This is a genomic window from Neomicrococcus lactis, assembly GCF_014200305.1.
GTDB lineage: Bacteria > Actinomycetota > Actinomycetes > Actinomycetales > Micrococcaceae > Neomicrococcus > Neomicrococcus lactis.
This window is the reverse complement of record NZ_JACHBL010000001.1, coordinates 2104008-2119030: the sequence shown is the minus strand read 5'-3', so window position 1 is coordinate 2119030 and position 15023 is coordinate 2104008. Positions and strand designations below refer to the sequence as shown.

Genomic DNA, 15023 nt, shown 5'->3' with positions numbered 1-15023 from the left:
ACAAATCGACGCCAGATCTAGCGTGCGTTGTTAGCTGTTAGGCCGACTATTAGGCAACGCGTGCCTTTTCGCGAGCAATCTCTTCTGGCTTGAGGCCAAGCAGAGAAGTAGGAACACGGAAGGTTTCCTTCGCGGTCAATGCGGAGATCGTGGCGATCGCGCAAATGACAGCGGTGAAGATGGAGATTGGAACCCAGCCGTTTTCCTTGAGGCCACCCATGGCAGTCACGATGGCCGGAGCGAAGCCTGCCATCAAGAAGCCAAGCTGCGTGCCGATAGCCAAGCCGGAGAAGCGAACCTTGGAGCTGAACATTTCAGCGTAGAAGGAAGGCCAGGTGGCGTTTGCTGCAGCGTAGGCGAAGGAGAAAACGCAGATGGACAGTGCGAACTGCAAGAGCGTGTTGCTGGTCTCCATGGAGAGCAAGTAGAACGGCATGATGGCGGCGGAGCCAACTGCGCCCCAGATGAAGACTGGCTTGCGGCCAATGCGGTCCGCCAATTTGCCGAACATCGGCTGCGTGAAGAGCGCAACCACGTTACCGGCGACAACCAGCCATAGGGTGATGGCGGTATCAACCTCACCAACCTGCTTGCCGTAGGAGATCGCGAGCGTTCCGTAAACGGTGGAAACGGCAGCGATGAATGCACAGCAGATCACGCGGAGAACGTCGCGCCAGTGGTTCTTCAAGAGCACGCCAACAGGAAGCTTGACGATCTCGTTGTTGGCCTTAGCGGCCTCGAACTCTGGGGTTTCGTGCAATGAACGGCGGATGAAGAACGCAACGACAACCACGACGGCGGAAAGCCAGAACGGAATGCGCCAGCCGATGCCGTACTTGATGTCGTCCGGCAAGGCCACCACAGGAATGAAGACCAAGGCTGTCAAGATCTGGCCACCCTGGGTGCCCGTGAGGGTCCAGGACGTGAAGAAGGAGCTGCGGTTGTCTGGAGCGTGCTCCAAGCTGAGGGAGCTAGCGCCTGCCTGCTCACCAGCAGCGGAGAGGCCCTGTGCAAGACGAGCGACGATCAGCAGGATCGGAGCGAGCCAGCCCACCTGGTCGAAGGTTGGCAAGCAGCCGATGAGGAAGGTTGCCGCACCCATGGTCAGGAGCGTGAACATGAGGACCTTCTGACGTCCAATGCGGTCACCGAAGTGGCCCAAGATGACGGCGCCTTCGTACACTTCTACACGGAGACCATCGGCAAGGTGTTCTTTGAAGTAGTGGAACGTCGCGGAAAGTACGATGGCTACGGCGCCCCGAACGCGCCATTCCGCCTCGCGGCGCAGTTTGAGCGCTCACGTTTCCGTGGGCAGCGGTAACTACCAACTAAATCGAGCACAAGTGAAGGCGAGCAGTGGCGACAGCATCCACACCTGAGAACGGTGACTACTTCGTCAAGTCAGCGGAGAAGACGCTGAGCGTCTTGCTCGCCTTCACGGGCGATCGTCCGGCGCTCTCTGTCACTCAGGTGGCAGAAGCGACGGATCTGACTCGTGCGGCTGCCCGCCGCTTTTTGCTCACGCTCACGGACCTGGGTTACTTGGCCACGGACGGCACGTTGTTCAAGCAGACGCCTCGAGTCCTGGACATCGGCGCCAGCTATCTCGCGGGTTTGAGCCTTCCTCAAGCGGCGAAGCGTCACTTGGTGGCCCTTGCTCAAGAACTGGATGAGACTGCCACGCTCAGCGTCCTTGACGGCCAAGACGTTCTCTACATTTCCCGCGTCGCGGCCCCGCGACTCCATTCGGTGACCCTCAATGTGGGTTCCCGTTTGCCCGCGTGGGTGACGTCCATGGGTCGTGTACTGATTGCCGAGCTGCCGGAAGCAGCTCGCGAGGACTTCATTCAAAAGATCGTTCCTCAAGAGTTCACTTCCCGCACCATCAGCACCACCGATGCCCTGCGTGCCGAACTGCTCAAGGTCAAAGAGCAGGGTTGGGCTCTTGTGGAGCAAGAACTCGACGAGGGCATGCGCGGCGTCGCGGTCCCCATCACGCGCGGTGGGGAGGTGATTGCGGCGCTCAACGTGTCCATCCAGCCTGGTCGTGCCAAACGTGAAGTGCTGACGGACCGCGTTATTCCCCTGCTGCAAGCCACGGCGCAACGCATTGCCGATGATTTCGGAGGGCGGCAGCTCTCCGCAGGTGCGGCTGGGAGCTGAGCTGCGTCGTCGTACTCAAAAATCAGAACCGGAATGTGACCTAGACTGCTTTTAAGTGTTACGTAAACGGAGGAACTCATGGAATTTGGCGGCTTCAAGCACTTGGTGATTGAGCAGGACGGTGCCGCGCTGGTGGTCACGGTGAACCGGCCGGAGGCGTTGAATGCGCTGAGCCAGTCGGTGGTTCGTGAGTTTGAGCGGCTCGTGACGCAGCTTGAGATGGCCGGAACGGATGCGAAGTGGCCCATCCGTGGCGTCATCATTACTGGCGGCGGCGAGAAGTCTTTTGTGGCCGGCGCGGATATTGCTGAAATGAATGCCATGAGCCCGGATCAGGCGCTCGCATACGGGCAAAGCATGCAGGATGTCACGCTGCGCATGGAGCGGTTGCCGCTGCCTGTTATTGCGGCCGTGAACGGTTTTGCACTCGGCGGCGGATGCGAGCTCGCCATGGCATGCGACTTTATTTACGCGAGCGAACGCGCGAGCTTTGGGCAGCCTGAAGTGAATCTAGGGCTGGTTCCGGGATTCGGTGGATCCGTGCGCTTGCAGCAGCGCGTCGGCGTGGGCATGGCCCGCGAACTGATCTTCACGGGACGGCGCATCAAGGCCGATGAAGCCCTTCGAATTGGCCTAGTCAACCGGCTATTTGGCTCCGTTGAGGCGATGCTGGACGCCGCGAAGGCGACCATCGCGGAGATCTCTGAAAAGTCCCCGACGGCCATCGCGAACGCCAAGAGTGCAATGCATTCCATGATCCATTTGAGTGTTGAAGAAGGGCTCGCCGAGGAGGCTCGCTCGTTCTATCAGGCGTTCCATACCGAGGATTCTGTGGAGGGTCGCACGGCGTTCCTGGAGAAGCGTTCGCCGCAGTGGCTGGGGCGGTAATAGCGGCGGGCAGCCCCGAGGGGTTGTAAAGGCAAAGTTGACAAGCGTCATAGCGTCAAGGCAAACTTGACGCTATGACGACAACTCATTGCACCCCAAAAACCACTTTCTCCCATCCTTTTTCATTCCTAACTTCCGGCGCAGGCCTGCGCGATATCGACTGGCTCTCCGTTGACTGGGCAGCCATTGATTGGGCGGCGGTCGACTGGGCTTCGCTGTATGCGCCGGCTCAGGGTTCCACCAGTGGGTCCCCGGATTGGACTGCCGCAGCCGCCTACCCAACCGGCAGCCGTGAGATTGAAATCTTCCGCATCGTGGAGGACAAGCCCGGCAAGCAGTGGAAGGCCTTGTTTGAGGCGACGCGCGCGGCCTACCTCGGGTGGTACCGCAGCGGGGACATCACTGAGCGCCCCAGTCTCGAAGAGGCTCAGCGTCAGCTCGCAAATCACATGCCAGAACTCGTGCCCACGTACCGCAAGATGGTGGAACTCACTGGCAACGACCACGATGCCGCACGCTTCCTGACCATGTGGAACATGCCAGCCTTCGCGCCAGCGTGCTCGCAAGTGGCCTTCGCAGACCCAGCTCCCACGCTCATCCGCAACTACGATTACAGCCCTGACCTGTGGGAACGCACCATCTACACGAGCGCGTTCCGTGGCAAGAAGGTCACCGGCACGGGTGACTGCCTGTGGGGACTTTTGGACGGCATGAACGAATCCGGCCTCGCGGTCTCGCTAACCTTCGGCGGTCGACCAGGTAGCGGTGAAGGCTTCGCGATTCCGATTGTCATCCGCTATATCTTGGAGACCGCGTCCACCCTCGAGCAAGCGCGCGAAATCCTGGCACGCATCCCCGTGGCGATGTCCTACAACGTGACCGTGATTGATCGCAGCGGAGAGAGCTTTACGGCATTCGTGGCCCCCGGCCAGCCTGCCGAGTTCAGCGATCACCCCGCCGCCACCAACCACCACGGAGTTACCCCCGAATTCCCGGAGAAAGCTGCGAGATTCCGCTCCGTTGAACGACTCGAATACCTCGACGGCCTGCTCAGCGAGCACCGCGAAGCCGAGACCACGTTCGATGAATTCCTGGAAAAGCCACTCTTCAGCACGGAGTACTCCGCGGGCTTCGGCACCCTCTACTCGGTCATGTATCGCCCTACGGTGGGGGTGGCTGAGTACCGTTGGCGCGGGCAGCACTGGCGAATTACCCATGACGACGACGCAGCCTCGCGCACGATTGTTCTCTAGCGGATCGCGGTTCTTGGGCTACTAAAAAAAGTTTTGGGTGAGATCCAATCCGCTGTCTGGAGCGCTCCGAACACCTTGTGACAGCCCGGGCCGGATGGTTTGGGACACCGAGTGGCCCATTCAGGGCTCGAGGCAAGGAGATCGACATGAAGTACACACAGCGCAAAATGGTTGGACTGTTTTCGATCGCAGCAGTTGCAGCTCTAGGTATGAGCGCCTGTGCTATGGGCACAGATTCGGGGTCAGGTTCGAGTTCGAGCTCGGGCTCAAGCATGGCGCCGAGCAGTTCTGAGTCTTCATCGAGTTCGGCGATGAGCAGCGAATCGGCCATGGATCCAGCGGCCAACCTCGTGGGAACGGGCTGCGCGGCTTACGCGAAGGCTGTTCCAGACGGTGAAGGATCCGTTGCTGGTATGGCGCAGGATCCCGTGGCCGTCGCGGCCTCGAACAATCCGCTTCTCACCACGCTAACGAAGGCTGTCTCCGGTGGGCTCAACAAGGACGTCAACTTGGTGGACACCCTCAACGGTGACGAGTTCACGGTGTTCGCTCCCGTCGATGAAGCGTTCGCTGCGATTCCAGCCAAGGACTTGAAGGCCGTGACGGATGATGCGGACACGCTCACCAAGGTCCTGACCTACCACGTGGTTCCTGGCCAAATCACACCCGATGACTTGAAGGGTGACCTGAAAACGGTCGAAGGGGACACCGTCAAGATCAGCGGTAGCGGTGACAAGCTCATGGTCAACGGTGCCAGCGTCATTTGCGGTGGCGTTCAGACCGCCAACGCCACGGTCTACTTGGTGGACACGGTGCTGATGCCGCCGGCAAAGAAGTAATTGCTCTCTCAGTACGAAGGCAAGGACAGGGGCGGACGGGTGAACAATCATTCGTCCGCCGCTGACGTGAGCACGAATAGAGATCCAAACGCCATGAGACCATTGAGCGTATGATTCCGAATCGATCGAGTGAATCAACGTCGGAATTCACTCCGAGCATGGAAGCTCTTGTGTCCCAAGTGGCACAAGGGGATGAAGCTGCGTTCGCTCATCTCTATGACCACCTTGCTCCCAGAGTTTTCGGTCTTGTGCGGCATCTTTTGCGCGATGAGGCACAAAGCGAAGAAGTCACTCAAGAAATTTTCGTTGAAGCGTGGCAGCACGCCGCCCGATTCGATCCCCAACGAGCCAGTGCCGCTACCTGGCTGTTGACCATTGCGCATCGTCGCGCCGTCGACAGGATCAGGGCAAGCCAAGCCAGCCGTCAACGGGATCTCAAGGTGGGAATTCAAGAATTTCAAGAGAGCTATGACGATGTGGAAGACAGCGCGATTCTTCACGATGAGAGTGAGCGCATGACGGACGCTATGAAACAGCTCAGCGATCCACAGCGTCAAGCCATACAACTGGCGTATTTTGGTGGCCTCACCTACGGAGAGGTTGCCGACAGGCTTCAACTTCCCTTAGGGACCGTGAAAACCCGAATACGGGATGGCATGAAGAAACTTCGAGATCTGATGGGAGTCGCGTGATGGACAAGAATAACGACGAGCTATCAAGCGACTTCGAGCCCAGCTCTTTGAATGAGTTGAGCGCTCTCAACGCGCTCAGTGATGCCGAACGGGAACAAGCACTGCGTCAGGCCGAAGAATCGGAGACCGCGCGTCAGGAACTCGATTCGTTCCAAGAAACGGCCGCCCTCTTGAGCCTTGGCACTACGCCTACGCAACCACCCGCACGGCTCAAGGCCAACCTCATGAACGCAATCTCCGGCGTCGTACAGGTTCCTGCTGAACCCACCGCCGCAGCCGAGCCTGAAATCCAAGCCGAGACCGAAATCCAAACTAAGCCTGAAGCCCGAACTGAGCCCCCGAAAAACTCGCACCAAAAGTTTTTCGCTCTCGCCGCGAGCGTTCTGCTCGTGACCGCGGGTGGGCTGGGAGTGGTTGCGTGGAATCTGAATGAGCAGCAACAAGCGCTCAACGAGCGCGCCACGGCTCTGGCCACCGAGCGCGACGGCATGATGCAGATTCTGAGCGCACCGGACATGAAGTCGAAGTTGCAGACCCTCGATGACGGTGCAACTGTCAGGCTGTCCTACTCGGTGGCTTCCGGGATGATGGCCGTTTCCACCACCGGTATGCCGGATCTGCCTGAGGACAAGGGCTATGAGCTCTGGCTGATCTCCGCCGAGGGGGCAACGCCGGCGGGAATGCTTGATACTTCGGAGGCTGAGGGCATGAAGATGATCTCCGGTTCGATGTCCGATGTCACCCATTTCGGAATCACGGTTGAACCGGCCGGGGGATCGGACGCTCCTACCTCGGATCCCATCATTTTGCAGGCGCTCTAGTGGAAGGCCCTGCAAATTCCAGCTCCACGGCAGAGCACTCCAATCTAAAGCCTGACCGGCTCCGAACTAGTGGCAATGGGCTGGAATTAACGGTCCGAAATCATGGGGCCGCGGTCAACATCTAGCGGCCGGCAAGCGTTGGGGTGAATGAGGAATGGATACGTCGAACAGCGCACGAACCAGTTTCCCGTGGCGGTACGCCGTGGCAGGAGTTTGCTCGGCGCTAGTACTTTTCACCACCGCACAGGCGATCTCGGGGTTTTTCTCGAGCGCTTCCGCGCCCATGGTGGCGTTGGGGTCCACGATTATCGACTTCACTCCGGCTTGGCTCAAAGACTGGGCGATCGGGCTGTTCGGTACCAATGACAAGCTGTTCTTGTTCATCACCCTGGGCGTGGTGGCCGCCGCGCTCGCAGGCATCGTGGGATTGGTTGCCAAGCGCAGCATGATGGCCGGATCCGCGCTGGTGCTCTTGTTGGCGGCAGTCCTCGCCGCGTCAGTGGTGACGCGCTCGTCGACCACCTACACGGATCTGATTCCCACCGCTCTGGGCACCGTATTGGGTCTTAGCGCTTTGAGGTTGCTGACTCACTTAGCTCGAAAATCATCTGCGGCGCCGGAAGTCAGCAGTGCTTCCGCACCCGATTCAAGCCGAGTCACCGCGCGGCGACACTTCCTGCTGGGCACTGCGGGAACGGTGGTGCTGAGCGTGATCGCAGCCGGTGCTTCCCAAGCCCTGCGAGGGGCTCGTAACGCGGTGGAGTCAGCCCGCTCGGCGCTGGGTCTGCCGGCCGCGAAAGTCACCGCGCCTGAGCTCCCGAAGGGCGCGGACCTGAACACCGCGGGCGTCTCTCGGTTCATCACGCCCAATGAGGAGTTCTACCGCATCGATACTGCGCTTTCCGTGCCGCGCATCGACCCGCAAGAGTGGGTTCTCAAGGTTCACGGCATGGTGGAGAACGAGTTCACGCTTACCTTCGACGAACTCTTGAGCAAGGACCTCGTGGAGCACTACCTGACCCTGACCTGCGTTTCTAACCCCGTGGGCGGGGATCTGGTGGGCAATGCTAAGTGGCTCGGCTACCCGCTGCGAGAGCTCCTGAAGCAAGCGGTTCCGCTGCCCGGCGCGGATATGGTGCTGTCCACCTCACAGGACGGCTTCAGTGCGTCCACGCCGCTCGAAGTGCTCACAGATAGCCGCGAAGCGCTGTTGGCGATCGGAATGAATGACGAGCCGCTGCCGCTTGAGCACGGTTTCCCCGTGCGAATGGTGGTTCCCGGGCTGTACGGCTACGTCTCGGCCACCAAATGGGTGGTGGATCTCGAAGTCACGAGGTTCCAGGACAAGACCGCATACTGGACCACGCGTGGATGGTCTGAACGCGGCCCCATCAAGATGTCCTCCCGCATTGAAACCCCTCGCTCTTTCGCGAACCTCCCCGCGGGAAAAGTGGTGTTCGGCGGGACCGCGTGGGCGCAAACCACAGGTATTGCGCGCGTGGAAGTACGCATCGACGACGGCCCATGGCAGGAGGCGGAGCTGTCCTCCACCGTTTCCGCGGACACGTGGCGGCAGTGGCGCTACGAGTGGAACGGCGCCACCTCGGGCAGCCATTCCGCGACCGTCCGGGCCACCGATGCGAACGGTGAGCTCCAAGCTGATGAGGTTGCGCCCCCAGCCCCGGATGGTTCCTCCGGCTGGCATCGCTTGCAGTTCAGTATTCAGTAAGGACGACGACGCGGCGTGCGTTGCACTGTCATGGTCGCAACGGCGTGCCGGTGATGAAAGAATGGGGAGGTGAACTCATCTGAATCCATCGACGTCGCTGGAATTGAAGCTCAAGCCGAATCGCTCTTGGGCGACTTGGCGAGCGTCCCAGACGTCGAGGCGTTTCAGGCGCTGTTGCGACTCCAAGCAAAAATTGGTGAGTCCCTCGGCGAATCGGCGCGCACCTTGGCGGAGAACGGATCGTGGGCTGCTGTAGCTCAGGTTGCGGGAACATCACGACAAGCGGCGTGGCAACGGTGGAGTGCTAAGTAGTCTGGCGCGCTGTACGTGAGATGCTCGGTAGGATAGAGGGCACAAGCTGACTTGCGAAGAGGAACCCCACATTATGTTGCTGGTTATTGGAGAAGCCCTCGTGGACGTACTGTCCGGAGGCCTATCAGCGCCTGAAGCATATGTGGGCGGAAGTCCCATGAATGTGGCAGTCGGTCTGGCACGTCTTGGTCACTCGGTAGGTTTCGTGGGTCAGTACGGCAAGGACGAATACGGTGACATGATCCACCGTCACTTGCGCGATAACTCGGTGGTGGAGTTGGCTCCGCGCACCGAGCAGCCTACGTCAACCGCTAAGGGTCAGCTTGATCCTGCTGGTTCGGCAACCTACACCTTTGATATCTCGTGGGATTTGAAGCCTCTTGATGGTGCTGCCGCTACCGCTCTTGAAGAAGCTCAGGTTCTCCACGTCGGTTCCATTGGATCCTTCCTTGACCCAGGAGCTGCGTCCGTCATCGATGCGGTGGAACGCGCTCGCGGTCATGCCACGATCTCCTTTGATCCCAACGTTCGTTCTGCCCTGATTCAGGACAAGGACGCGGCGATCTCCAAGATCGAGCACATCGTCAGTATGTCTGATATCGTGCGCGCATCGGACTCGGACCTCGAGTGGCTCTACCCGGAACGTGATGCTCGTGAGACCGCTCAAGCCTGGCTTGAGCTGGGTGCTTCGTTGGTCTGCGTGACCTACGGCAGCGGCGGCCCTTGGGCTGTTGTGGCCGGGGGAGAAGCTCGCGCCAACGCCGTGGCCGTAGAAGTTGAAGACACCGTAGGTGCCGGAGACTCCTTCATGTCGGCCCTCATTTCTGCCCTCGTGGAACGTGAACTCGTCACCGCCGCTCAGCGAGACAAGCTCCGTGGCATCGCGCCAAGCACGGTTCACGAAGTGATTGACTTCGCCGCTCGGGCTGCCGCTATTACGGTGTCCCGCGCCGGCGCAAACCCGCCATACCGCGCGGAAATTTCCTAGTCAGACGCTTAAAGTCGCATGGAACTCAGGTGTTTCACCTAGTGTTCACCTATTGTTACTCATCGTTCACTTTGGTCTCCCCAAAGCGTTACTGATCGCACCTATGGTTCAGTTTGGCGCGGTCATCACTTCGGGTATTTTCTAGCCCCAAGATTGCGCGCCACTCCTGTTTCGCCTTCAGAAATGAGAACACCGTGCGCATTGCTATGCGTTCTTCCATCGTGGCCGGCTTGGCCGTCACCGCGCTCGCATTGAGCGCTTGTGGTTCTTCCACTCCTTCCTCCACCTCGTCTTCAGCTTCTTCGGCAAACTCGAGCGCTTCCAGCGCGAGCGGTGCATCGAGCGACGCTGCAAAGACGGCAAAGTCCGCCGCCGACCTCGGTGGCATGGACAAGTTGATCGAGGCTGCTAAGGCTGAAGGTCAACTCAACGTCATTGCTCTTCCACATGACTGGGCCAACTACGGCGAGATCATCGAGGGCTTCAAGACCAAGTACGGCATCACCGTCAACGAGTCCACCCCGGATGCTTCCTCGAAGGAAGAAATCCAGGCAGCTGACGCCAACAAGGGCACGGACAAGGCTCCAGACGTCTTCGACCTTGGCACCACGGTCACCTTGGAGAGCAAGGACTACTTTGCTCCTTACAAGGTAGAGAACTTTGACAAGATCCCAGCCGAGAACAAGGACGCTGACGGCCTCTACGTCAACGACTACACCGGCGTCATGGTGGTTGGCTACAACAAGACCCAGTACGGCGAAATCACCTCGCTGGATCAGCTCACGGACAAGAAGTTTGATGGCGCAGTTGCCGTCAACGGCAAGCCTGCAGAAGCTGGCGCAGCATTCAACGGCTTCCTCTTGGCGAACCTTGCCAATGGCGGAACGCTGGATGACGGCACCAAGGGCCTCGAGTACTTCAAGAAGCTCAAGGACGCTGGCACGCTGAACCAGTCTGACGTCACCAAGGGCACCATCGAGTCCGGTGAGCACGGCGTGGTCTTTGACTGGACCTACAACCAGCTCTCCTACACCTCTTCCCTCAAGGAAAAGGGTGTTGAATGGGCAACCTTCGTTCCGAACAACATCAGCGTGGTGTCCTACTACAACCAGGCCATCAACAAGGACGCTCCTCACCCAGCAGCAGCCCGTTTGTGGCAGGAATACCTCTTCTCTGACGAGGCACAGAACTTGTGGCTCAAGGGTGGCGCTTCCCCAGTGCTCGCCGCTGAGATGAAGAAGGCCGGAACCTTGAACGCTGAGTTTGAGAAGAACGTTCCAGCTGTCACCGACCCACAGACTCCTACCGCAGATCAGGCCGAGAAGATGAACAAGTTCTTGGCTGATAACTGGGATAAGACGATGGGTCAGTAGTCACTCATGACTGCACTTTCGGATGCCTCGGTTCACGCACCCAAGCAGGGTTCTCCTGCCCGCGTGAGCCGGGGCCGCCGGTCTGCTTGGATCGGCTCCGTGCCGTTCTTTTTGTACACCGGCATCTTCTTGCTTCTTCCCACCCTCTTGGTGGTCATCGGTGCGTTCCGCGACCGAGAGGGAAATTTCTCCCTCGCCGGCATTCACCTGGTGTTCTCGCAGCAGACCCTCCAAATTTTCTGGACCACCGCGCTTCTGAGCTTCATGACGGCCGCAATTGGTGCCGTCGTAGGGGCGCTCGCCTCTTATGCGCTCGCCACGAGCCCCGAGGGCAGTGTTTTGCGCCGCGTCTACACGGCACTGTGCTCCGTGCTGGCCCAGTTCGGTGGCGTCATGCTCGCGTTCGCGTTCATCGCTCTGATTGGCCGAAACGGCACCTTCACGCGTCTCATGCGCGACGTTTTCGAGACCCAAGTGCCCGGCGGATTCCTCAGCTCCCTGCCCGGCCTAGTGCTCGTGTATTGCTACTTCCAGATCCCGCTCATGGTGATCGTGTTCTTGCCGGCGCTGGACGGACTGCGCCCGCAGTGGCGCGAAGCCAATGAATCGTTCGGCGGCGGAACCTGGACCTACTGGACGAAAATTGCGGGACCGCTGCTGGCGCCGTCGTTCTTTGGATCCTTCTTGCTCCTTTTCGCGAATGCCTTTTCCGCGTACGCCACTGCCGCGGCCCTGATTTCGCAGCAGAACATCATTGTCCCGATGGCCATTGAAGGCGCTCTGCGCAACGAAAATAACCCCGGCATGGACTCGTACGCGCAAGCGCTCGCGCTGGGAATGATCGTGGTGGTGGCGATCGTGATGATCGCGTACGCCCTTCTGCAAAAGCGCACGTCAAGGTGGTTGGGCGCATGAAACGCAGCGAAAAACGTCAACGTAGTCAGGCGATTTTCCGGTGGGTTGTCCTAGGCCTCGTCCTGATTTTCATGCTCTACCCGCTCTACGCGCTGTTTGAATTCTCCATTCGCTTCCCGCTGACCGGCGCCTACGACTGGTCCAGCTGGACCCGCCTCTTCGACGGTTCGCAGTCCCGTCTGACGCCGTTGCGCAACGGCTTCGTGAACTCGTTGGTGATTGCGCTGATCACCGTGGCGATCATGCTCGCTCTACTGATTCCCACCATGGTGTGGGTGCGATTGCGCGTGCCGCGGATCAGGCGGTGGGTCGAGTTCATTTGCTTGCTCCCGCTGACCATCCCCGCAGTGGTCCTGGTGGTGGGTTTGGCGCCGGTGTACCGGTTCATTTCCATCCATGTGCTGGACACGAACGCCATTTGGCTAGCTTTCGCCTACGTCATTTTGGTGCTGCCGTTCTCTTACCGCGCGCTGGATGCGGGCCTGTCCTCGATCGATGTGAAGACGCTGTCCGAGACCGCGCGGTCCTTCGGGGCGAGCTGGTTCACCGTGTTGTGGCGCGTGATTCTGCCGAATATCCGCACCGCGATTGCCTCCGCGAGCTTCATCGCCGTGGCCGTGGTGCTGGGCGAGTTCACGATCGCCCGCTTGCTCAACCGCGAGACCCTGCAGACCGGCGTTTTCTTGGTCAATCAGGCGGATCCTCAAGTGGCCGCGGTCGTCTCCCTCATGGTGTTGCTCTTTGGCGTGGTTCTGTTGGTGGGATTGGGATTGTTGGATCGCGGCGGTCGCCGCCGGTCCCGCCCTGCAGTGAGCGCTTCCGCTTCTAGTACGACGCCGCAGCTCACTTCCCCTGCCGCGCCGACGGACCCAGCCCCCGCGGCTTCCGCGTCCCTTCCTTCTTCGACTCAACAGAAAGATGCCTCGTGACTGAGCAGAACATCATCTCGACGGCGGCGTTGACCCAAACGCGCGACGGCGTTGCCGTGTCCATGCGTGGACTGAGCCGGCACTACGGTTCCGTGCGAGCACTCGACAACTTCAATCTTGAAATGGCCCCGGGCGAGTTTGTGGCGCTCTTGGGTCCATCGGGGTGTGGCAAGACCACCGCATTGCGTGCCTTGTCAGGGTTGGAAGAAGTGGACTCCGGAACGATCATCGTGGATGGCCGGGACCTGACGGACGTGCCAGCGAACAAGCGCAACATGGCCACCGTGTTCCAGAGCTACTCGCTCTTCCCGCACATGACCGTGGCGCAGAACGTGGACTTCCCGTTGTCTTTGCGCAAGCAGTCCGCTGCGCTGCGCAAGAAGACCGTGGACACGTACTTGGAGCTCGTGGGGTTGGGGCAGCATCACGATCGCTACGCGAGCGAACTCTCCGGCGGACAGCAGCAGCGCGTTGCTTTGGCGCGGGCGCTTGCTGTGCAGCCGGACGTGTTGTTGCTCGATGAGCCGCTGTCCGCGCTGGACGCCAAGGTGCGTGTGCAGTTGCGTGACGAGATTCGCCGCTTGCAGCTCGAGCTTGGAACCACGGCGCTGTTTGTGACGCATGATCAGTCCGAAGCGCTCGCCGTCGCGGACCGCGTGGGCGTCATGCAGTCCGGCAAGCTCTCGCAGATCGGTGCTCCGCGCGAAGTCTACGACCGCCCGACCAACGCTTTCGTGGCTGCTTTCGTGGGTAACACCAACCGCCTGCCGGCCAAGGTGGAAGGTGGCGAAGCCCTTGTCTTGGGCGTGCGTGTGCCGTTGTTGCCAGGATCTGTTGCCGGGCCGGACGCTGTCGCTTTGGTGCGACCTGAGCGATTGAACGTAGCGCCGCTCGAAGCCAACGCACCTGTTGCTTCGAACAATGCAGCCGTGGATCCGCGAGGAACCGTGGTCTCCACCTCCTTCATGGGCGACTCGGCCACCGTCAACGTGGAGCTCGAAGACGGCACCGATATTGTTGCTCAGGTTCACGCTCGGGTAGCTGAAAGCTTCAAGCGCGGTGACCGCGTGGAAATCAGCGTGGACAAGGTACCCGTGCTGGCTGTCTAGATCTGATGTTTTTCGGGTTGGCTGTCCAGAGGTTCGTGGAGCATGGCCATGCAGTGTTCCACGAACGTCGTCACGAGATCCGCCGGGGCGTGTTCACCGGAAAGTAGCCACAATTGGCGGGTCAGCGAGACGCCCTGGACGGAAACTCTGCACACTCCGGGTGGTCGTTCGGCCATGGCGAGTTGCGGAACAAGTGCGGCTCCAAGTCCAACGCTCACGAGACGCAAGGTGGCGTTGAAGTCATCGCTCGAGGCCACTACGCGTGGGTGAAGACCCGCGTGATCCAGCACTGTTTCCACGATGGTGGCATCCGATGATCCCCGGACGTGCTGAATCCACGGCAAGGAAATCACTTCGCTGACGGTGAGGACGGAACCCTCGTCGATGCCCAGGGACGCCGGGAGGACAACGCTGAACGGGTCTTCGCCCAGCCAGTGTTTCTGCACGCCGCGGGGGAGTGCCAGTCCTGCTTCGCCCACGTGGTAAACGAGTGCGGCGTCAAGATCGCCGCCGGCCCGCAGGCTGGGCACCACTTGGCTGGGCTCGCCGATGTGCAGTTTGAGCGAAGCTTCTGTGGCGATCCATGCGGGGGACTCCAAGATGCGCGGCAACACAAAGGTGGCCACGGACGGGAATGCTCCGAGTCTCAAGGTGCGGCTGGCCAGTCCGTTCACAGATTGGCCGAGTGCCAAGAGCTCGTCGAGTTCTTTTAGGACCTTGACGGCTGACCGTCCCAGAGCTTGAGCGGCGTTTGTGGGCTGGACACTGCGGGCGCTTCGAATGAAGAGCTTGACACCCAACGTTTTCTCGAGTGCCACCATTTGTTGGGAGACGGCGGAGGCTGTATATCCCAGTCGATTTCCGGCTGCTGTAAATGAGCCGAGCCGCACCACTTCTACGAGTGTCTGCAGATGCGTGGGATTAAGCATTAGCGTTCCTTTAAGTCAGCTCGGTAAATCGTGGTGACGCTTACGTCACACTTTGCCTCACATTGCTTTAGTGTTGGTTGAAA

The 15023-nt window shown here is 59.9% G+C and carries 15 protein-coding genes and 1 pseudogene; 14 read left to right on the top strand and 2 right to left on the bottom strand.

Annotation, left to right across the window (positions count from 1 at the left end):
* Window positions 1-49: 49 nt before the first annotated feature.
* A pseudogene (locus tag BKA12_RS09565) lies at window positions 50-1174 on the bottom strand (MFS transporter); the annotation flags it as partial.
* On the opposite strand from BKA12_RS09565, the gene BKA12_RS12710 reads away from it, so the two are divergent.
* The 14 genes from BKA12_RS12710 to BKA12_RS09500 all read left to right on the top strand — a co-directional run bounded on the left by BKA12_RS12710 (window position 1154) and on the right by BKA12_RS09500 (window position 14011).
* Window positions 1154-1321, top strand: coding sequence for a hypothetical protein (locus BKA12_RS12710; protein WP_246362044.1), 168 nt, complete (start codon window positions 1154-1156; stop codon window positions 1319-1321). The pseudogene BKA12_RS09565 and the gene BKA12_RS12710 overlap by 21 nt on opposite strands.
* Window positions 1322-1356: 35 nt before the next feature.
* A complete protein-coding gene (locus BKA12_RS09560; protein WP_183643096.1) occupies window positions 1357-2163 on the top strand; it encodes an IclR family transcriptional regulator domain-containing protein in 807 nt (268 codons plus the stop codon).
* A 78-nt stretch (window positions 2164-2241) separates the two neighbouring features.
* On the top strand, window positions 2242-3051 hold the full coding sequence (locus BKA12_RS09555) for an enoyl-CoA hydratase/isomerase family protein (RefSeq protein ID WP_183643093.1): 810 nt from the start codon (window positions 2242-2244) through the stop codon (window positions 3049-3051).
* Window positions 3052-3125: 74 nt separating this feature from the next.
* Complete coding sequence (locus tag BKA12_RS09550) at window positions 3126-4304, top strand: C45 family autoproteolytic acyltransferase/hydrolase (RefSeq protein ID WP_183643091.1); 1179 nt, start codon at window positions 3126-3128, stop codon at window positions 4302-4304.
* Window positions 4305-4450: 146 nt separating this feature from the next.
* Window positions 4451-5143 (top strand): fasciclin domain-containing protein, encoded by a 693-nt coding sequence (locus tag BKA12_RS09545; RefSeq protein WP_183643088.1) that lies wholly within the window; start codon window positions 4451-4453, stop codon window positions 5141-5143.
* Window positions 5144-5253: 110 nt separating this feature from the next.
* Entirely contained in the window at window positions 5254-5835 is a 582-nt protein-coding gene (sigK, locus tag BKA12_RS09540) for an ECF RNA polymerase sigma factor SigK (protein WP_183643085.1), read from the top strand.
* Complete coding sequence (locus tag BKA12_RS09535) at window positions 5835-6656, top strand: anti-sigma factor (protein ID WP_183643082.1); 822 nt, start codon at window positions 5835-5837, stop codon at window positions 6654-6656. The genes sigK and BKA12_RS09535 overlap by 1 nt, the downstream gene beginning before the upstream one ends.
* Window positions 6657-6810: 154 nt before the next feature.
* On the top strand, window positions 6811-8385 hold the full coding sequence (locus BKA12_RS09530) for a molybdopterin-dependent oxidoreductase (protein WP_183643079.1): 1575 nt from the start codon (window positions 6811-6813) through the stop codon (window positions 8383-8385).
* A 69-nt stretch (window positions 8386-8454) separates the two neighbouring features.
* On the top strand, window positions 8455-8697 hold the full coding sequence (locus BKA12_RS09525; protein ID WP_183643076.1) for a hypothetical protein: 243 nt from the start codon (window positions 8455-8457) through the stop codon (window positions 8695-8697).
* A 73-nt stretch (window positions 8698-8770) separates the two neighbouring features.
* On the top strand, window positions 8771-9685 hold the full coding sequence (locus BKA12_RS09520; RefSeq protein WP_183643073.1) for a carbohydrate kinase family protein: 915 nt from the start codon (window positions 8771-8773) through the stop codon (window positions 9683-9685).
* A gap of 194 nt (window positions 9686-9879) precedes the next feature.
* On the top strand, window positions 9880-11058 hold the full coding sequence (locus tag BKA12_RS09515) for an ABC transporter substrate-binding protein (RefSeq protein WP_271395875.1): 1179 nt from the start codon (window positions 9880-9882) through the stop codon (window positions 11056-11058).
* Between the two features lie 6 nt (window positions 11059-11064).
* Window positions 11065-11973 carry an ABC transporter permease gene (locus BKA12_RS09510; RefSeq protein ID WP_183643070.1) on the top strand — a complete coding sequence of 303 codons (909 nt, stop codon included), beginning with the start codon at window positions 11065-11067 and terminating at the stop codon, window positions 11971-11973.
* Window positions 11970-12902: an ABC transporter permease gene (locus BKA12_RS09505; RefSeq protein WP_183643067.1), complete on the top strand. Its 933-nt coding sequence runs from the start codon at window positions 11970-11972 to the stop codon at window positions 12900-12902. Before BKA12_RS09510 ends, BKA12_RS09505 begins: the two co-directional genes overlap by 4 nt.
* Complete coding sequence (locus BKA12_RS09500; RefSeq protein ID WP_338087492.1) at window positions 12899-14011, top strand: ABC transporter ATP-binding protein; 1113 nt, start codon at window positions 12899-12901, stop codon at window positions 14009-14011. The genes BKA12_RS09505 and BKA12_RS09500 overlap by 4 nt, the downstream gene beginning before the upstream one ends.
* Here BKA12_RS09500 and BKA12_RS09495 read toward each other — a convergent pair.
* Complete coding sequence (locus tag BKA12_RS09495; RefSeq protein WP_183643064.1) at window positions 14008-14940, bottom strand: LysR family transcriptional regulator; 933 nt, start codon at window positions 14938-14940, stop codon at window positions 14008-14010. The two genes, BKA12_RS09500 and BKA12_RS09495, sit on opposite strands and share 4 nt — an antisense overlap.
* Window positions 14941-15023: the final 83 nt, after the last annotated feature.